Raw genomic sequence first — 18,763 nt, 5'->3', positions numbered from 1 at the left:
TCGTCAGAGTTGCAGGTCGTAGACGGAGATGGGGTCGAGGATCACGCCGGTTTCCTCGACGTAGCGATCCCACAACGCCAGCAGCTCGGCCAGTTTGTCGGGTCGCTCAGCGGCCAGATCGTCGATCTCACCGGGGTCGGAAGCCAGGTCGTAGAGCTGCCAGCCACCCGGGCCGTACGGTGCCGGCAGGTACAGCGCCTTCCAGTCGCCCTGGCGGATGGCGCGGCGGCCGAACAGCTCCCAGCCGGTGCCGGTGTCGGCATCGTGCACGGTTTCCGCGGCGCCCGTCAGGTAATCGACCAGTGAGCGGCCGCGCATGGGGGCCACCTCGCGGCCGCGGTAGGAGGTGCCCGGGTGGGTGACGCCGGCCAGCTCCAGCAGGGTCGGGGCGATGTCCATGACCGTGCTGAACGCGGTGCCGATCTGCTGTTGCCGGGCGAAGCCGGGCCAGGTGACGAAGCCGGTCACGCGGATCCCGCCCTGGGTGGTGAACGCCTTGTGCAGGCGTGACGGCGCGGTGGCCGCCTGCGCCCAGCGGGGGCCGTACCAGATGAACGACGTGGGCCGGCCGAGGTTGTCCAGGCTGTTGTCGCAATGCTTTTCGATCTGTGCGGCGATCTGCGGGCCGCGCAGCGGCATCGCCTCGACGATCGCCCCCTCGGCTCCGTTGTCGGACATGAAGATGACGACGGTGTTGTCGAGTTCGCCGCTCGCCGAGAGGTAGTCGATCACCCGGCCGATGTTGTAGTCCATCCGGTCGACCATCCCGGCGTAGACCTCCATGCTGCGGGCCGAGCGCGCGCGCTGTTCGTCGGTCATGTCGGCCCATTCGGGCGCGCCGTCGGCCACCACCGGATGCGCGACGACGTCGGGCGGACACAGACCGAGCCGCTTGAGGGCGGACAGCCGCTCCTCGCGGAGCGCATCCGGCCCGGCGTCGTAGCGGCCCCGGTATTTCGCGATGGCCCCGTCGGGCGCCTGCAGGGGCCAGTGCGGGGCCTGGAAGGGCAGATAGGCGAAGAAGGGCCGGTCGTCGTCGGGGTCGCGCTCCTCCAGATAGCGCAACAGCGTGTCGGCATAGGAGTCCGACGAATAAAAGTCGTCGCCGACGCTGACGAACTGGTCGTCTTCGGTGTAAAGCGTTGGCACCGGCGAGAATCCACGCTCCTCGGCACCGCCGTAATGGCTGGCACCGGCCGGCAGCAGGGCGAAGGAACGCTCGAAACCCCGTGCCCACGGCGACGTCTCGATCGTGGCCCCCAGGTGCCACTTGCCCGACATCAGCGTCAGGTACCCCGCGTCGCGCAGCAGTTCGGGCAACGCGACGACCCGGTCGTTCAGATAACCCTCGTACCCGGGCGCGCCGCGAAATTCCGGCGAGGCGACCTCGAGCATGGTCCCGATGCCGGCGATGTGGTGATCGGTCCCGGTCAACAACATCGCCCGGGTCGGTGAGCAGGCCGGCGCCGAGTGGAAATCGGTCAGCCGGATCCCCGCGTGGGCCAGTCGGTCGAGGTTGGGCGTCTCGATCTCGCCGCCGAATGCGCCGATGTCGGAGAACCCGAGGTCGTCTGCAACGATCACAAGGAAGTTGGGACGTTTCACGCCCACGCATCCTGCCAGGTCGGCCCCCGCGGCGGAACGCTGCCGCACCGGCTCGGCGCCGATATTGTCGAGGCGGGCACCATCGGGGTATACCGCGGCGGAACGAGGAAAGGGCTTGGCGATGTTAGCGCAGTTTGGAATGTCCGTTCCGTTGGTCGCGGCTCCGATGTCGGGCGGCCCGACCACTCCGGCCATGGTGTCGGCCGCCAACCGTGCCGGCGCGCTGGGCTTGCTCGCGGCCGGATACAAGACGGTGGAGGCCATCGAAGCCGAGATCAAAGCCGTGCGCGCCGAGGGAATCCCATTCGGGGTCAACGTGTTCGCACCCAATCCGGTGCCGGTCGACCCGCAGCGCTACCACGCCTACGCCGCGATCATCCAGGCCGACGCCGACCAGTTCGGGCTGACGCTGCCGCCCGACCCCATCGAGGACAACGACCGATTCGACGAAAAGATCGCGCTGTTGCTCGACGACCCGGTTCCGATGGTGTCGTTCACGTTCGGCATTCCGCCACGCGACGTGATCACCGCGCTGCAACGGGCCAACAGCGTTGTGGTCCAGACGGTCACCACGGCCGACGAGGCGGCGCAGGCGCACGAGGCCGGAGTCGACATGCTCGCCGTGCAGGCGGCGGCCGCCGGCGGCCATTCCGGCACCCTCTCGCCGCAGCGGCCGTTGACGCCGGTCGGAATCGTCGACCTCGTCCGGCAGGTCGTCGCGAAGGTGCCCCTGCCGGTGATGGCCACCGGCGGGCTGGCCACCCCCGCCGCGGTGGCCGAGGTGATCCGGGCGGGCGCGACCGCGGCCGCCGTGGGCACCGTGCTGTTGCGCGCCACCGAGAGCGGCGCCTCGGCCACCCATCAGGCGGCCCTGGTCGATCCCGCGTACACCGAGACGGTGCTGACCCGCGCCTTCACCGGCCGCCCGGCCCGCGGTCTGCGCAACGCGTTCATCGACGCGCACGAGGCGCAGGCGCCGCCGGGTTATCCCGCCATCCACTACCTGACCAGCCCGTTGCGCAAGGCCGCCGCGGCGGCGGGCAAGCCGGACTACGTCCACCTCTGGGCGGGCACCGGCTACCGGCACGCCACCGCGGAACCCGCGTCCGACATCCTGCGCCGGCTGGCGGCCGACCTGTGAGCGGTCAGTATTCGAAGCGGTTGAGCACGTCGTAGTGGCGAGCGGCCGTCATCCACATCAACCTGTAGATCAACCGCACCGCGGCCGATGGGATCTCGCGGTAGCGGGCGAGCACGGGCGCCTGCTCCAGGAACCGCAGCCGCGGGTTCCAGGTCGCGATCTCGCGCGCGTCCCGGATGCCCCACGTGATGATTCCCCGGGTGAAGAGCTTGGACATCAGCGGCGCCAGCGCGGAGAGCGTGTCGAAAAGCATTTCCCCGCCGGCGAATCGGTCGATCAGTCGCGCCAGCAGCCGGCGGACCTCGTCCTCATGCAGGTACATCAGCAGGCCCTCGGCGACGATCAGCGTCGGACGTCCGGTCGGGACATGATCGAGCCACTGCAGTTCGGTCACCGACGAGCCGATCATCCGGTAGCGCTCGGTGTCGTCGTAAAGCCGCCGTCGTAGCCCGATCACGCTCGGCTGATCGACGTCGAACCACAGCACCGACGGCGGTACGGCCAGCCGGAAGGCACGCCCGTCGAGGCCGCAACCCAGGTGCAGCACAACGGCGTCCGGATGGCGGGCCAGGAAGTCGGCACACCAGTCGTCAAGCTGCCTGGCCCGTAGCGCCACCAGGTATTGATTCGACGCGGGCAGCGACATCCGGTGGATTCTCTTGAAGTCGTAGTCGATGCGGTCCACCGCGTCCGCGGCCGCCTTGTCCCCCAAAATCGGCCGCTTCGAACGGCTTTCGTGGGCACGCAGATACAGTGTGACGAGGTTCGTCCACTCCACCGAACCCCACGGCACGGAAGTGAAGTCGACTTGGTCCGTCGCGGTCATGGCTGCTTCCCTTTCCGGTATTCGGTCCACATTTCCATCAGCTGCTGGCCGTAGGCCCGGGTGCAGAGCTCGCAGAAATCGCGGAAGTCCTCGATGCGCTGCCGTTGCTCGGCGCGGTCCTCACCCAGCACCGACAGCGCGAACTCGGCGGGCTCGATGCCCAGCCGCATCAGGGACAGCTGTGTTTCCAGAACGCTGGTGAACCCTCCCGGCCGGACGCGATAGAGGTGCTGGCGGTTGGGGCTGGGCAGCCGCTCGACCATGCCGCCGTCCAGCAATTGCCGGGCGACGGTGCTGATCGAGGTCTTGCTCACCGCTAACGCCGCGGCCAGCTGGGTCAACGACTGCTGCGGCGGAGCACAGATCAGCAGCCACCCGTAGACGCGACCCATGGTGCGGGTGGCGCCCGGGATGGCCGCCGCATTGTGCTCGGGCGGCATGCGCCGCACGGTCAGAACGCCTCGGGGTCCTGTTGCACCGCGGCCGGCACCGGATGCCGGTACAACCGAGACGCGTTCTCCCAGCTGAATTTTCGGATGGCGTCGGGTGGCAGATCACCGATCTGCTCGTGAATGGTCTGTTGGGTGTGCGGCCACGTCGAGTCGCAATGCGGGTAGTCGGCCTCCAGCATGATGTTGTCGACGCCGATCCGGTCACGCTGCACGAATGAGGACTTGTCCTCGACCGCGCAGAACCAGAAGTTGCGGGTCAGCACCTCCGCGGGGGTCAGGGGCTCACCGAGCGCCTGCCAGGTGCCGTACATCGCGTGATAACTGAGCATGTGGTCGAGGCGATCGAGCAGCCCCGCCACCCAGCCGATTCCGCCCTCGGACAGGCAGATCTTGAGGTCGGGGAACCGGCTGGGCAGTCCGGAGTACAACCAGTCCACCGCCGCGGAAATGGCATAGGCGAAAAACAGCACGCCCGGCACGTCCGGTGGGGCGTCCGCGGTGGTGGACGGTGACGCCCCGGAGGATCCGATGTGCAGATTCACCACGGTGCCGGTCTCGGCGCAGGCGGCCATCAGCGGGTCCCAGTGGCCGGTATGGATGCTGGGCAGCCCAAGCATTGCCGGGTTCTCGCTGAACGTCACGGCGTGAAAGCCGCGCTCTGCGTTCTCGTGGATCATCTTCGCGCCGAGTTCGGGATCGAGCAGCCACGGCAATTGGCAGGGAATGATCCGGTCGGGATACGACCCCGCCCAGACCTCGAGATGCCAGTCGTTCCAGGCCCGCACCGAGGCCAGCGCCAGGTCGCGGTCGTTGGTCACCTGCTGCAGCCGCTGGCCGGCGAACCCCGGCAGGAACGACGGGAAGTTCAGTGAGGCGTAGACGCCGTTGAGGTCCATGTCCTTGACGCGAGCGTGGATATCCCATGCGCCCCTGCGCATTTCGTCGAACCGGACGGGCTCGAACCCGTACTCCGCCACCGGCCGTCCGACCACCGCGTTGAAGCCGACGTTGGGCAGTTCCTTGCCGTCGTAGACCCATGTCTGTCCCCCGCTGTCGGTCTCGACGACTTTGGGCGCCCGATCGGCGAATTTGCGGGGCAGCCGGCCGGTGAAGGTGTCCGGGGGTTCGACGATGTGATCGTCGACCGAGATCACCGTGTAGCGGCGCGGTGCCCGGGGCGGATCCGGCAGAAACGTGACCGAGCGCTCGGTGCCGGTCTTCGCCGTGGTGAAGTTCAGGTCATTCGCCAGCTCGTCGATCGATTTCACGCGTCAATCTCCTTGCGGGGCTGCATCGTTCAGCGGCAAGTAAGCATCCGGTTCAGCTGAGCACATCGACGTCGGCCTTGATGGTCATCCGCGCCGCGCCGGCCCAGTACACGTCGGCCGCGCGTTCGATCAGCGACCGTTGCATGCCGGCCATGTCCGACCAGTTCATGGCCACCGGCTCTTTGCCGGTCAGCATGACGTCATAGGCCAGCTTGCAGACGCGCTCGATGGATGCCGCGCGGTAGACGGCTTCGGGCAAGGTGCGGCCGGTCGCGATGACGCCGTGGTTGGCCAGGATCGTCAGGTTGGCGCCACCGATGCGGGCGGCGAGTTCCGCGGCGCGCTCGGGGCTGTCGATTTCGCCGTCGTAGGTGTCGACGAGGCAGAGGTCGTCGAGGAACAGCGCACCGGTCTGGTGCACCAGCTCGGGCAGTCGGCCCAGCGCCGCGAGCACGCACGCGTAGTAGGGGTGGTTGTGGATTACCACCCGGGCGTCGTCGCGCACCCGGTGCAGTTCGGTGTGGATGTGGATGGCCGGGGTGACGTCCCAGCGCCCGCTGACCACGTGCGCGTCGCCGTCGACCACGCAGATGTCGGATGCGGTGATCTCCTGCCACCACAGTCCCCACGGGTTGACGAACATGTCGGTCCGGCCGTCGGGCTGCCAGGTGATGTGCCCGGCCATGTTCTCGGCGAACCCGATACCCGCCAGGTGACGGAAGGCGATGGCCAGCGCCTGCTCGTGGGACAGGTCGACGCCGATGGGGGGAATCACCGACGGCGCCCAGACTTCCAACCCGCCGCGCCGTGCGTTAGGAGCGTTCATCGCCGGCCTCCGTTCTGGCTCCAATATCCTCGCGGAGCCGGCCTTTGGCTATCTTTCCGCCGGATGATCGGGGCAGTTCGTCGAGAATGATGAGCCGCTCGGGCAGCAGTTCCTTGGAAACGCCCAGCGCCAGCAGGTGTCCGACGAGCCCGGGCAGGTCGACGGTGGCGGAGTCGGTGAGTTCGGCATAGAGGCAGACCTTTTCGCCGAACACCGGGTCGGGCATGGCGACCGCCGCCGCGATCGCGATCGCGGGGTGCGTCATGACCGCGTCTTCGACCTGGCTTGCGCTGATGTTCTTGCCGCCGCGCACGATGAAATCGGACGTACGCCCGGTGACGCGCAGATAGCCGTCGGCGTCGATTTCGCAGATGTCGCCCATGCGCATCCACCCGTCGCGGGTGAACAGCTTGTCGTGGTCGGTCCCGCCGAGGTAACCGAGGCTGGTCGCCGGCCCCCGGCACGCGGGCTGTCCCCGCCCCGTCGCGGTGACGTCGCGGTCGCCGTCGAACAGCCGGACCGACATCTCCGGGACGAGACGGCCCCCGGTGCGAAGCCGGTGTTCGCGCGAGTCGTCGACGGTGGTCGCGCTGAGCATCCCGGTCTCGTTGGAGCCGTAGAACTGCAGGATTCTGGCGCCGGTGAGGTCCTCGAATTCGGCCGCGGGTCGATACGGCAATGCTTCCCCGCCGGTGTACACGAGGCGCAGCGAACTGAGGTCGTGGCCGCGGGTGGCCGGATCCGCCATCAGCATGGTCAATTGCGTGCTGACGCAGCATAATACGGTGACCTTGTGCCGGGCTATCGCCTCGCAGGTGGCCTTGGTGTTGAACCGGTCCAGAATCACCGCGGTGGCGCCGAGGTAGATCGGGGTGGTGTGACTGGTCCACAGCCCGAACCCGAACGGGGTGGGGATGACCGGCAGGAACACCTCGTCCGCCGTCAGCAGCCCGTTGGCGACGGCCTTCTGGTGGAAGTAGTGCCAACGGTTCTGGGTGTGCACGACGCATTTGGGCAGCCCGGTGGTCCCGGAGGTCGAGTTGATCAGGAACACGTCATCGGGACCGAGTTCGCAGCCGGCCGGCAGCGCCGCGGGCTCGGCGTCGACATCGAGGCGAAGCGTCCCCTCGTGGTGGCTCAACCGGACCGCGGGCACCCGCAGGTCGTTGGCCACTTGCGCGGCGGCGCCGCTGCGGGGCTGATCGCTGACCAGGATTTTGGGCTGGGCGGTGCGCAGGATCGCCGACGCCTCGCGGGTGCCGGCGCGCGCGCCGATGCCGACGACCACCGCGCCGCAGCGTTCGATCGCGACGAACAGCACGTGGATGGCGGCGCCGTCGCCGTGCCAGACTGCCACGCGATCACCGCGGGCGACGCCACTGCCGGCCAATGACTGGGCTAAACCATTTGCCGCACAATCGAATTCACGCCACGTAAACGCCCCTCCGCCGTGGTCCAGGTAGGACGGGTGATCCGGTGCCCGTTCGGCGTTGCGACGCACCGCGTCCGACAGCGTCGAATCGCACCACCAGCCGGCGGCACGAAACCGGGCCGAGTCCTCGTCGGTGAATGCCGGCGACCCCACGATTTCCAGCTCACCGGCGCTCATCACCAAATGATAGGAAAGTCGCCCGCGGATTTCGGCGCTAGGGATTCGGCGGGGCGGGCGCGGCGTGCTGCGGGTCGCCGACGACGTCCGGAGGACGCGGGTGCGGCTTATGGCAGTTGCGGGTGCAGCCGCAGTTGAGACCGATGACGCAACCGCCTCCCCCGGCGGGCTGCACCGGCAGCGCGCCGCCCGGACTCGGTGGGGCGGGTGTGGGGGCCGGTGGTGCGGGCGTCACGCCCGACGAAGCCGCGATCGTGACCGGTGCGCCAACGGACGAGAAGCCAACCGCCAGGAAAACCGCGGCCACGCAGCCGCACAGCCCGGCACGTGCCTTGGCGCTTTGGCTTCCCACGGGACACAACTGTAGTGCCCCCGCAGTGGCCGCGCAGGTCGGGCAAGCGCACTGCGGGCACTTTCCAAGGATTCTTCAAGGTCTTCCCCGCAGGATTACCACGCGCGAGGACCCCGAAGTTGGGATCGGTAGCGACGCAGGGGGTTTGCAGTGGCCTCGGGACCCCGACAAAGCAGTCCCCCGCAGCGAACGACACGGAGGATGTCCGCGAATGAAAAGGCCGCGAATGAAAAGGCCGCGAATGAAAAGGCAAAGTCATCGTGCTGGCGGCCGGCGTGGTGGTCTCGCTGTTTCTGGTGGCGCGCTAGCGACGGGTGGGGCGCAAGGGCGGACACCCTGCGGCACAGGGACTTTCCCGACGGGCCACCGTCGGCGTCGGAGCGGCTGCACGAACTGGAGACCTGTATGCCCAGGGTGTCATCTCCGACCTCGAGTACCCGGCCCACCGGTTGAAGATCATCTCGGGTGGGTAGGTCGGCGTGGCCGTCGACGCACCATCAACAGCCGGAGGCCGTAGCCGGCGGCGCTGACGGCGAACATCGCGGCCGTCAACAGCAGCCACCGGCCGAGAAACGGCTCCTGGGTCTGCCCGGTCGCTGCGTGGTACGTGGTGGCGCCCTGCTCGACGATGCCGGGCAGGAACACCAGCAGCGTCAGACCCGCGCCCAGCGCGGGCACCCGCAGGTAGTTGAGCACCGGCACGGCGGCCTCGGCGCGCACCGGCGAAGGCGTGGCACGGCCGCGTGACAGCAGCCGGTCGGCGCAGGCGTAGACGGGAAACAACACCAGGTCGTGGGCGATGACGGCCGCGGCGAACCACACGATGATCGACTGCCACCAGACGTGCGGGTTCCACAACGTGACCGGTTTGATGACGAACACCACGTAGCTCAGCAGGGCGAATCCGGCGATCATCGTCAGCAGGTGCAGCGGGTGAGATCCGTAGATCCGCTGGAATGCGCTACGCATGTGCGGCCGCGCGAAAGACGATGGAGGCTACCCATTTCGTGTTGTGCACCCCGGGCAGCGCGGGCACGATGATGCGCGCGGGGAAGCCGTGATCCGGGGACAGGTCGGCGCCGTTCACGCGCAGCGCCAGCAGCGCGTCGGGGTGCAGCACCTGGTTGCGCTGCAGCGTCGCGGCGGCGAACGCGCCGGCGCGTTCCAGCGACGACACCCGCGCGGAATCCGGTGCCGGCGCCCCGGCCAGGCGGGCGAGGTCGGCCAGTCGCACACCGGTCCAGGTCTGGGTGGTCGACCAGCCCTCGACGCAGGCGATCGGCAGGACGGCGCTGTGCTGGGGCATCGCCAGCAGCGCCGCCCGGTCCACCGTCACCGGTCGGGGGCCGCCGTCCAGGGTCAGCCGCCAGCGCTCCGCCGTGTCCCGCGCGGAGATGCCGGCCGCCGCCGCGGTCCGGTTGACCTCGAATCCGTTGGGTCCGTCTGTGGGGCGGCGCCCGCGTGGCAGCAGCAGGGCCGCCGGGCGGGTGTAACCGCCCAGTGTCTGGCCCGCGGTGATGAACGCCAGAAAAAGCGCACCGCCGCCCACCAGCGCCAGCGCGCCACGCCGGCTCATCGTCGCCGGGCCGGGTTCGGCGGCCACGAGACCGTCGGGCTGCCACGGCTGGGCTTTGGTTTCGGCGCGGCCGGTGCGCAGCACGTCACACAACGACAGCGAGCGCAGGCCATCCCACATGCGGCGGCCCTTGATCGCGACGTGCATGACGAAGCCGGTGATGAACACCCACGCGCCGAAGTAGTGCGCGGTGTAGAAGCTGAATCCGAAGATGTAGTCGTATTGGATGTTCAGCACGCCGGTCACGATCTCGAACAGGATCCCGCCGACCAGCATCAGCAGCGAAACTCGTTCCAGCAGTCGGGCGATCGACCGTGCCGGCGGGAACACGAAGAGCCGGGGAATCACCGACCACAGCTTGGCCAGCACCACCGGGATGAGGACGAGTCCGAGCCCGACGTGAAGTCCCTGGGTCAGCCGGTACAGCCAGGACGGAGTGGTGGGCCAGTCGAAGGTCGGCAGCCTGAGCCAGCCGACGTCGCCCGGGATGGCCTGGCCGAACCGCGGCCCGTAGGCGATGTAGGACAGCAGACCGGTGAGGATGACGATCGGCAGCGTCACCAACAGCACCGAGCCGAACACCGACGTCAGCCATGGTCCCCGCAGCGGACTGCGCCACAGCCGCGCGGGAAACCCGTGACCGCCGGAATCGGTCGTCGGCCCGGTGTCGGTGTCGGATTTGCGGATGCGCTGCACCATCGATGATCTTCCACGACGGCGCGGCGACTGGGGTTCAATACGCGCGAATCGGCGTCGAGCCTGGGCCCTGGGTACACAAATCGCCATCAATTTGTGCGTAGGCCCCTCGCTCGGCGCGAAAGGACTGCGGTGTCAGTCCTTGCCCCGCGGCGGCGGCTGCACGTCGACACCGCCGGACTGGTGTTCGGGGCCCGCGGCCGGGTGTTCGGCGGGAACGCGCCCACGGAACCGGGCGCCCTCGCTGGGCCGCTGCGCGTCCATCCGGTCGTCCTGGCTTCGGTAGGGTCCCGGCTTTGGCCTCGGCTTGCCACCCGGGAAGGCGAGCCGCAAGATGGTGCGCTGCACCATCAGCCACTGCTTCCCGAATGGGCCGGAGTTATACGGCAATTCGTAGCGTTCGCAGATGTCCTTGATCTTCGGCGCAATCTCCGAGTAGCGACTGCTCGGCATATCGGGGTACAGGTGGTGTTCCACCTGATAGCCCAAGTTGCCGCTGATGATGTGGAACAGCGGGCTGCCCTCGATGTTGGCTGCGCCGAGCAACTGGCGCACGTACCAACCTCCGCGGGTCTCGTCCTCGACCTCTTCCGGAGTGAAGGTGTAGGCCTGATCGGGAAAGTGGCCGCAGAAGATGATGGCGTTCGACCACACGTTGCGCATCAGGTTGGCGACGGCGTCGGCACCCAAGGTTCGCAGATAAGTGCTCTCCACCCCGGGGACGGTCTTGTCGAGGAAACCGGCCAGAGCCGCGATGCGACCCTTGTTCGACACCTTGCGCAGCCGCTTGCCCAGGCGTGACTGCGCCGGCTGCTCGATCTTGCCGCGCAACGCCAGCTGCGCCAGGGCGAAGGCGCCGGCGCTGATCAAGGGCCACCCGATGTAGTCCTTGATGATCTGTGCGCGCGCCTTAACGCTGATGCCCTTCAGGTCCTTTCGCACCTCCGACCACGGCTTTTCACGTTTGCGTATCGCCTCGATATCCATGTCGTGAATGGCCACACCCCACTCGAACAGCAGCATCAGCAACACGTTCGAGATCGGCTGAAATAGATAGCGCGGCGCCCACTTCTGGCTGGGGTCGATCCGCAACAGCTCGTAGCCGAGGTCCTTGTCCTTGCCCTGGATATTCGTGTAGGTGTGATGGATGTAGTTGTGAGAATGCTTCCAGGATTCCGCGGTCGACGCGGTGTCCCAGTCCCACACCGAGGAATGGATGTCGGGATCGTTCATCCAATCCCATTGACCGTGCATCACGTTGTGGCCGATCTCCATGTTCTCCAGGATCTTGGCCATGCCGAGGCATGCGGTGCCCAGCGCCCACGCCGTCTTCGACCGCGAGGCCAGCAGCAGCACCCGACCCACCACCACGATTTGCCGCTGGGCCGATATGACGGTCTTGATGTAGCGACGGTCCCGGTCCCCCAGGTCGGCGAAGACCTCGTCGTGAATGGCATCCAGTTCTTTGGCGAGTTTTTCGATTTCCTGCTCGCTGAGCCGGGCTAGTGGGCTTTCTCCCCCAGATTTCTTGACGGCACTGGTCATGGGCCGCTCCTTTCGATCACAGTTCGAGTTCAACGTCGCCTTCGGCGGTGTTGATGCAGATCCGGACGTCTTGCCCGGTGGGCTCGGTCACTTCACCTGAGCGCAGGTCACGCAGCTTTCCCGATTTCAGCGTCCCGACGCAGGTGTGGCAGATTCCGATTCGACAGCCGTGGGCGAGGTTGAGGCCGGCCTGCTCCCCCGACTCCAAAATCGATGTGCCGCCGTCACATTCGACTTCCTTCTCGCTTTCCAGGAAGCACACGGTGCCGCCCTCGCCCGCGTTCGCGTCGCCGCCGATCTTGGGCTGAAATCGCTCGAAGTGCAGCCGGTCGCGATCACCGTGGTTTTCCCAGTGTTCGATCAGCGCGTCCAGCATCTCGCTGGGGCCGGAGCAGAACGTTTCGCGCTCACGCCAGTCCGGACAGGCCTCGTCCAGGTTGTCCGGCCCAAGCCGGCCACGCTCGGAGGTGAGGCGCAGATCCAGCCGCATTCCCTCATGCCGGCGGTCGAGTTCTTCGAGCGCGGACAAGAACATGGTCTGCTCGCGCGTGCGGGTGGAGTGAATGACCACCGCGTCGCTCAACTGGTCGTGGTGGTCGAGGCTGCGCAGCATGCTGATGATCGGTGTGATGCCGCTGCCGGCGCTGATGAACAGCAGCTTCGGCGGCAGCGGTTGGGGCAGCGTGAACACGCCCTCGATCTCGCCGAGCCGCACCAGGTCGCCGGGCTGAATCTTCTGCACCAGGTACGGCGACACGACGCCGCCGTCGACCTTCTTGGGCGTCACGCTGATCAGTCCGTCTTCGGGCGTTGGATCGGACGTGAGCGAGTAGGCGCGCCAGTGGTAGACACCGTCGATCACCACGCCGAGACGTACGTACTGACCGGGCTTGTGACCAGGCCATTCGTAACCGGGACGAATGAGAACGGTCGCCGCTTCGGAGCCCTCCGGCTCGATGCGGTCGACCTTGCCGCGCAGTTCCTTGGTGGTCCACAGCGGATTGATCATCTCGAGGTAGTCGTCGGGCTGCAGCGGGCTGAACAGTCGCCGCACCGCTCGCAGGAACATCCGACGTCCCCAGGGGACGTTGGGCTCGGCGCCGCGTTCAGCCATGTCGCTAGAGTACACAGTTGTACACCGACTCTAAACCCTGTTTTGAATCTCGTTGGCGCACAACGTTAAACATATGCGCAACGTAAGACATGGATATAGCTCAGCCGTTCACTGGCTGAATTTCCTCGATGTTGGGCTGTTGCGCTGGATACCTGTGAGGTGCCCCGGGGACCCGTCACCCAAACGTTTGTTCAGCGGATTCTCAGCTGGTCAGCGCGCGACGCGACGCGGGCGCCTAGTGTCGGTGAGTGTGCTGATCGGCTTCCTCCTCGCGCTGGGCTGCTCGCTCTGTTACGGGACGGCGACCGTGCTGCAGGCGGCCGGGACGCGCTCCGTGGAAGCGGGCAGCGGCTCGGGTGTCGACGCGGTGTTGCTGTTGCGGGCCGTCCGGCAGTGGCGCTATATGGCCGGGGTCGGTCTGGATGTCGCCGGGTTCGCACTTCAGGTCGCCGCGCTGCGCCTGGTTCCGATCTATGTCGTCGCGGCGGCGCTGGCCGCGTCGATCGCGGTCACCGGCGTGGTGGCCGCCTGGGTGTTGTCGGCGCGGCTGTCGCCGGCCGAGTGGACGGCCGTCGGCGTCGTCTGCGTCAGCCTGGTCGTCCTCGCCCTCGCCGCCGGCCCCGGGCACTTTCGGCACGCCCCGGCGGGGCTCGGCTGGGCGCTGCTGGGCGTGGTGGTGGCGATATTCGCCGGCGGTGCCGCCGCCGGGCGTCTGCCCGACCGCGCGCGTGCGCTCGCACTGGGGCTGGGCGCCGGGAGTGGCTTCGGTGTCGTCGAGGTGGGCGTGCGCCTGATCGACGCGATCGATCCCACGAAACGCTCCTTCTACACCAACCCCGCCCTGTACGCGGCCGCCGCCGGCGGCCTCGCGGGGTTTCTGCTGCTCACCTCCGCGTTGCATCGCGGGTCGGTGACCACGGCCGTTGCGGGAATGGTGGTCGGTGAGACGCTGGCGCCCGCCCTCGTCGGGGTGGTGTGGCTGGGTGACACCGCGCGCGACGGGTTCGGCTGGATGGTGATCGTGGGATTCGCGGTCGCCGTGTGCGCAACGCTGGTGCTGGCGCGGTTCGGCGAAGCGCCCGAGACCGCCGAGGCCGGTGAGGCGATCCCCTGATTCAGCCTCCCGTGACAGTGGATGCCGCACGGCCATCGGCGTTTTCGGCCACCGGCGCGTAACTGGTGCCGCGGGCGGGCCGCATCCACAACAGGCCATCCTGCGCGGTGACGCCTGCGGCGATCAGCGCACGCTTGAGGATCTTGTTCGTCGCGGTCCTCGGCAGCTGATCGTTGATGCGCACGTAGCGCGGCCACGCCTTCCGCGACAGGTCGGCCTGCTCGGCAAGGAATTTCTCGAGGTCATCCGGGCCCAGGCTTGTCCCGGGCCGCAGCACCAGCGCGGCCATCACCTGATCGCCCACCCGGTCGTCGGGGACCGCATAGACGGCGACCTGGCTGATCTCGGGCAGCCGCGCCAAGATCCGCTCGATCGGACCGGCCGCCAAGTTCTCCCCGTCCACCCGCATCCAATCGGCGGTCCGGCCGGCAAGGTAGATCCAGCCGTCGGCGTCGCGGTAGGCCAGATCACCGGACCAGTACATCCCGTGCCGCATGCGCTCCGCGGTGGCGCCCGGATCGTTGTAGTAGCCGGCGAAGGGCCCCGCCCCCTGGGTGTTCACCAGCTCACCGACCGCGTCGTCGAAGTTCGTCAGCGCCCCCTGCGCGTCGAACCGCGCGGCCTCGCACTCCCGCAGCGTCGTCGGGTTGTAGATGCTCACCCCCGGATACGGCCTGCCGATCGATCCGGGTGGGGTGCCGTCCTCCCGGACGACGATCACCGCGAACTCGCTTGAACCGAAGCTGTCCACCACCCGACATCCGAAACGCCTTGCAAATTCGGCGATGTCGCGGTCGGTGGCCTCGTTGCCGAACGCCACCCGCAGGGTGTTGTCGGCGTCGTCCGGACGCTCGGGGGTGGACAGGATCAACGCCAGCGGCTTGCCGACGTAGTTCAAATATGTCACGCGGTAGCGGCGCACGTCGTCGAGGAATCGTGACGGCGAGAACCGGGCCGGCACCATGGTGGCGCCGCTGCCGATGGCGACCGCCCACCCGGCGGCGACGCCGTTGGAGTGGAAGAGCGGCATCGACAGGTAGCAGACGTCGGCGGCGGTGACGTCGTACTGGAAGATCAGGCTGGCGCCGCACATGATCGCCATGCCGTGGGCGAACCGCACCACCTTGGGATCGCCGCTGGTGCCCGAGGTGAAGATCATCATCAGGGTGTCGGCGCCGGCGACCTCGCGGTGCGGGACCAGCGGCGGCGCGGCGGCGACGGCCTCGGCGTAGCGTTCGCCGGTCACATCGATCACCCGAATGCCGTTGAGGTCCAACCCATTCAACAGTTCGCGATGCTGCGGGTCGACGAGCAGCAGTTGGCAGTCGGATCGCCGGATGTCGGCGAGCAGGCCGGCGCCGCGCCGCGTGGTGTTGATCCCGCACAACACGTAGCCGCCCAGCGCGGCCGCGGCCATCGCCCGCAGCATGGCCGGCGAGTTACCCAGCAAGGCGCCGACGTGCAACGGTCGCGCCGGGTCCGCGAGCGCGATGAGCGCCGCGGCCTCCGCCTCGGCTTCGGCCAGGTGCTCGCGCCAGGTCCAGGTCCGATCACCGTGCGCCAGCGCCGGGGTGTCGTCGTGGCGACGCTGCCGAAGTAGCTGTTGAACCGTTTCCAGCACGGCTTCACTTCCTCTCCGACGTCGTCATCGGGTGGTCAACACCAGCCCCGCGTAGTTGGTCTGGGCCACCGCGTCGCAGTGACGCCGGTAGACGCCGAAGCCGCCGATGTAGGGCATGAAAACCCGTTTCTTGCCGTCGATGTTGGCGCCCAGGTACCACGAGGATGCGGCCTTGGGAAACAATGTCCGCTCGGCCGCCTGCGCCAGGTGCTCGGTCCAGGCCAGCGCCGCATCGCGGCGCGGCTCGACCTCGCTCACGCCCTGGTGTCGCACCGCGCGCACCAGATCGACGACCCAGTCGACCTGAACCTCGGCGTGCAGCACCATGTTCGCCAGCACCGAGGGGCTGCCCGGCCCGCTGATCGTGAACAGGTTCGGCAGCCCGGGCACCATCAGGCCGAGGAAGGTCACCGGCCCGTCGGCCCAGATGTCGCGGAGTCGCTGTCCCCCGGAACCTTTCGGGTCGATCCGGGTCAACGCCCCGGTCATGGCGTCGAAACCGGTCGCGAAGACCAGCACGTCGCAGGAATACGTCGTCGCGCTGGTTCGTACGCCGTCGGCGGTGATCGCGTCGATGGGCTCGCGGCGCAGGTTCACCAGCGCAACGTTGTCGCGGTTGAAGGTGGCGTAGTAGCCGTCGTCGGTACAGATCCGTTTGGTGCCGATCGGGTGATCGACCGGGACGAGATCCGTTGCGACGATGGGATCGGCGACGATCTCCCGGATTCGTTCCTCGGCGAACGTCCTCGCTATGTCGTTGGCGGACAGGTCACTGGTCTGGTCGGGGAAGGTCTTGGCGAACAGGACGCCGCCTTCGCGCCAGCGTTTCCACAACGCTTCGGACCGCTCGTGGGCGTCGGCGTCGAGGGCGTTCTTGTGGTAGGTGCCGTGCGGGGTGCCCGCCGCCGCGTAGGCGGAGATCCGGCGACGCTCGGGATACTGCTCCTGGATCTGTCGCTGTTCCTCGACCGTCCATGGCCGGTTGGGCATCGGGATGGTGTAGTTCGCGGATCGCTGAAATACCACCAAGCTTTCGGCGTTCGCGGCGATGATCGGCGCCACCTGGATTCCGGACGATCCCGTGCCGATCAGGCCCACCCGCTTGCCGCGCAGCTCCGGATCTTCGCGCGGCCAGGCGGCCGTGAAGTACACCTCGCCCGAGAAGTCCTGGGCGCCCGGGATATTGGGCCGGTTCACCGCCGACAGGCAGCCGGTTGCGCACAGCAGGAACTGTGCGGCATAGCTGTCCCCGGTGGAAGTGTCGACGTGCCAAAGACTTTCGTTGAAGGCGGCGCCGATGACGTCGACGCCGAATCGGTAGTGGCGGCGCAGGTCGAATCGGTCGGCGACGTGTCGCAGGTAGGCCAGAATTTCCGGCTGGCCGGCGAAGCGTTCGGTCCACTGCCAGCTCCGCTGCAGCTCTTCATCGAATGAGTAGGAGTAATCCACACTCTCGACGTCACAGCGGGCGCCCGGATAGCGGTTCCAGTACCAGGTGCCGCCCACGTCGGGCGCGGCCTCGAGCGCTGTCACGGCCAGGCCCGCCGAGGCGAGCCGGTGCACGGCGTAAAGCCCGGCGAACCCGGCGCCGACGACGATGACGTCGCTGGGTTCGGTCATGACACCGCGCTCCGGTAGGCCGGATGCAGCAGCTGGCGCAAGTCGGCCCAGACCAGATGCTGTGCCGATGCTGCCGGTGGGAACGATTGCATGGTCATGAAGCCGTGGAACAGTCCGGGAAAGTCCCGGTGCACGACGGGCACTCCCGCGTTGCGCAACTGGCGGGCGTAGTCGCATCCCTCGCTGTGCAGGGGATCCAGCCCGGCCGTCACGATCACCGCGGGCGGCAGGCCCGCATGCGAGGACGCGCGGGCCGGCGCCACCAGATACGGCGGGTCGAAAACCGTTTGTGCGCCCAGGTATTGGCGCCAGTACCACTGCATCGCGGCGCGGGTGTTGAAATATCCGGTGCCATAGCGGTGATAGCTGTCGGTGTCGAAGCTCGGATCGATCGCCGGGTAGAGCAGCAGCTGCGTGGCGGGCCGGCTGACGCCACGGTCGCGGCAGAGGATGGCGGTGACGGCGGCCAGGTTGCCGCCGGCGCTGTCGCCGGCGACCGCGGTGCGTGCGGGGTCGATGCCCAGCTCGGCGGAATGCTCGACCGCCCAGCGGAACACCGCGAATGCGTCCAGCGCGGCCGCGGGGGCGGGATGCTCCGGCGCGAGGCGGTAGTCCACCGAGACCACGACGGCTTGACCGCCCCGGGCCAGGGCACGGCAGAACCCATCGTGAGATTCGATGTCGCAGAAGACGAAGCCGCCCCCGTGGTAGAACACGATCGCGGCGCGGTCGTCCGATCGCCCGCCGCGCGGCTCGTAGATGCGTACCGGGACGGCGCCGTCGGGACCCGGGACCACGACGTCGGTGGCGCTGTGGACATCGTCGAGGTTGTCGACCGGCATGCGGCGTTCGGCCACCGCGGCGCGCGCCTGCGGGCCGGTCATCTGCTCGACGCGCGGGAATCCCGCGTTCAACTGGTCAAGCATCGCCTGCACCACGCCGTGCAGGGGGTCGTCCATGTCCACCTCCGACCTCTTCGTCGAGGTCATGCGGGCCGATACTTCAGGAGGGTGATTCCCTCAGGCAGATCGTAGAACATCGGCCGCACCCGCATTCCGATCCGGATGTCACCCGAGTCGATGTCGACCAGCTCGGTGCTGAATTTCGGCCCGGCATCCCACTGCACCACCGCGAGCAGCTGCGGCGGCGCGTCCTTCCACGGCGGGCCGGTGGGCCGGCGGGCGATCGTGAAGGTGTACAGCGTTCCGGCGCCGTCGATTTCGCGCCATTCCAGGTCGTCGGCCAGAGTTCCCGGCGCCAGCGTGCGCGGATAGAACACATAGCGCCGCAATGACGGCGAGTACTGCACCAGGATCCGGTGCTGGGCCAGGCCGTCCCAGAACGGCCGCGAGACGGGCGTCGGCTCGGGGACCGGGAGAGCGTCGGGGTGGCCCATGG

At 67.9% G+C, this 18,763-nt stretch carries 17 protein-coding genes; 2 read left to right on the top strand and 15 right to left on the bottom strand.

What is annotated here, in order from left to right; genetic code table 11:
• Nucleotides 1-3: 3 nt before the first annotated feature.
• The gene (locus G6N50_RS05235) at nt 4-1,605 is read right to left on the bottom strand and encodes an arylsulfatase (RefSeq protein ID WP_083095281.1); all 1,602 of its coding nucleotides are present in this window, start codon (nt 1,603-1,605) and stop codon (nt 4-6) included.
• A 121-nt stretch (nt 1,606-1,726) separates the two neighbouring features.
• Here G6N50_RS05235 and G6N50_RS05230 point away from each other — a divergent pair, with 121 nt between their 5' ends.
• Nucleotides 1,727-2,746 (top strand): NAD(P)H-dependent flavin oxidoreductase, encoded by a 1,020-nt coding sequence (locus G6N50_RS05230; protein ID WP_083095205.1) that lies wholly within the window; start codon nt 1,727-1,729, stop codon nt 2,744-2,746.
• A gap of 4 nt (nt 2,747-2,750) precedes the next feature.
• Here G6N50_RS05230 and G6N50_RS05225 read toward each other — a convergent pair whose 3' ends face one another.
• The 10 genes from G6N50_RS05225 to G6N50_RS05180 all read right to left on the bottom strand — a co-directional run bounded on the left by G6N50_RS05225 (nt 2,751) and on the right by G6N50_RS05180 (nt 13,010).
• The gene (locus G6N50_RS05225) at nt 2,751-3,572 is read right to left on the bottom strand and encodes a class I SAM-dependent methyltransferase (RefSeq protein WP_083095206.1); all 822 of its coding nucleotides are present in this window, start codon (nt 3,570-3,572) and stop codon (nt 2,751-2,753) included.
• Complete coding sequence (locus tag G6N50_RS05220) at nt 3,569-4,012, bottom strand: GbsR/MarR family transcriptional regulator (protein WP_083095282.1); 444 nt, start codon at nt 4,010-4,012, stop codon at nt 3,569-3,571. Before G6N50_RS05220 ends, G6N50_RS05225 begins: the two co-directional genes overlap by 4 nt.
• Before the next feature lie 11 nt (nt 4,013-4,023).
• Nucleotides 4,024-5,292, bottom strand: coding sequence for an amidohydrolase family protein (locus G6N50_RS05215; protein WP_083095207.1), 1,269 nt, complete (start codon nt 5,290-5,292; stop codon nt 4,024-4,026).
• 52 nt (nt 5,293-5,344) lie between these two features.
• Entirely contained in the window at nt 5,345-6,118 is a 774-nt protein-coding gene (locus G6N50_RS05210; RefSeq protein WP_083095208.1) for a class II aldolase/adducin family protein, read from the bottom strand.
• Nucleotides 6,105-7,727, bottom strand: coding sequence for a class I adenylate-forming enzyme family protein (locus G6N50_RS05205; protein ID WP_083095209.1), 1,623 nt, complete (start codon nt 7,725-7,727; stop codon nt 6,105-6,107). The genes G6N50_RS05210 and G6N50_RS05205 overlap by 14 nt, the downstream gene beginning before the upstream one ends.
• A 37-nt stretch (nt 7,728-7,764) precedes the next feature.
• On the bottom strand, nt 7,765-8,079 hold the full coding sequence (locus G6N50_RS05200) for a hypothetical protein (protein WP_142275559.1): 315 nt from the start codon (nt 8,077-8,079) through the stop codon (nt 7,765-7,767).
• 456 nt (nt 8,080-8,535) lie between these two features.
• Complete coding sequence (locus G6N50_RS05195; RefSeq protein WP_083095210.1) at nt 8,536-9,048, bottom strand: hypothetical protein; 513 nt, start codon at nt 9,046-9,048, stop codon at nt 8,536-8,538.
• Entirely contained in the window at nt 9,041-10,354 is a 1,314-nt protein-coding gene (locus tag G6N50_RS05190; protein ID WP_083095211.1) for a molybdopterin-dependent oxidoreductase, read from the bottom strand. The genes G6N50_RS05195 and G6N50_RS05190 overlap by 8 nt, the downstream gene beginning before the upstream one ends.
• Nucleotides 10,355-10,486: 132 nt before the next feature.
• The gene (locus G6N50_RS05185; protein WP_083095212.1) at nt 10,487-11,896 is read right to left on the bottom strand and encodes a fatty acid desaturase family protein; all 1,410 of its coding nucleotides are present in this window, start codon (nt 11,894-11,896) and stop codon (nt 10,487-10,489) included.
• Nucleotides 11,897-11,912: 16 nt separating this feature from the next.
• Nucleotides 11,913-13,010, bottom strand: a complete 1,098-nt coding sequence (locus G6N50_RS05180) for a ferredoxin reductase (RefSeq protein ID WP_083095213.1) — start codon at nt 13,008-13,010, stop codon at nt 11,913-11,915.
• Nucleotides 13,011-13,248: 238 nt separating this feature from the next.
• Here G6N50_RS05180 and G6N50_RS05175 point away from each other — a divergent pair, with 238 nt between their 5' ends.
• Nucleotides 13,249-14,124 carry a DMT family transporter gene (locus G6N50_RS05175; RefSeq protein ID WP_083095214.1) on the top strand — a complete coding sequence of 292 codons (876 nt, stop codon included), beginning with the start codon at nt 13,249-13,251 and terminating at the stop codon, nt 14,122-14,124.
• A 1-nt stretch (nt 14,125) separates the two neighbouring features.
• Here G6N50_RS05175 and fadD1 read toward each other — a convergent pair whose 3' ends face one another.
• From fadD1 to G6N50_RS05155, 4 genes are read right to left on the bottom strand one after another with little or no spacing between them, the layout of a single operon-like run.
• A complete protein-coding gene (fadD1, locus tag G6N50_RS05170; protein WP_083095215.1) occupies nt 14,126-15,745 on the bottom strand; it encodes a fatty-acid--CoA ligase FadD1 in 1,620 nt (539 codons plus the stop codon).
• Between the two features lie 24 nt (nt 15,746-15,769).
• Nucleotides 15,770-17,365: a flavin-containing monooxygenase gene (locus tag G6N50_RS05165; protein ID WP_083095216.1), complete on the bottom strand. Its 1,596-nt coding sequence runs from the start codon at nt 17,363-17,365 to the stop codon at nt 15,770-15,772.
• Nucleotides 17,362-18,354, bottom strand: a complete 993-nt coding sequence (locus G6N50_RS05160; RefSeq protein ID WP_232068887.1) for an alpha/beta hydrolase — start codon at nt 18,352-18,354, stop codon at nt 17,362-17,364. Before G6N50_RS05160 ends, G6N50_RS05165 begins: the two co-directional genes overlap by 4 nt.
• Nucleotides 18,351-18,761: a Zn-ribbon domain-containing OB-fold protein gene (locus tag G6N50_RS05155; protein ID WP_083095217.1), complete on the bottom strand. Its 411-nt coding sequence runs from the start codon at nt 18,759-18,761 to the stop codon at nt 18,351-18,353. The genes G6N50_RS05160 and G6N50_RS05155 overlap by 4 nt, the downstream gene beginning before the upstream one ends.
• Between the last annotated feature and the right edge of the window lie 2 nt (nt 18,762-18,763).

This window comes from Mycobacterium mantenii (assembly GCF_010731775.1).
Lineage (GTDB): Bacteria > Actinomycetota > Actinomycetes > Mycobacteriales > Mycobacteriaceae > Mycobacterium > Mycobacterium mantenii.
Note: the sequence above shows the minus strand (reverse complement) of the source record. Positions and strands in the feature narration are given on the sequence as shown.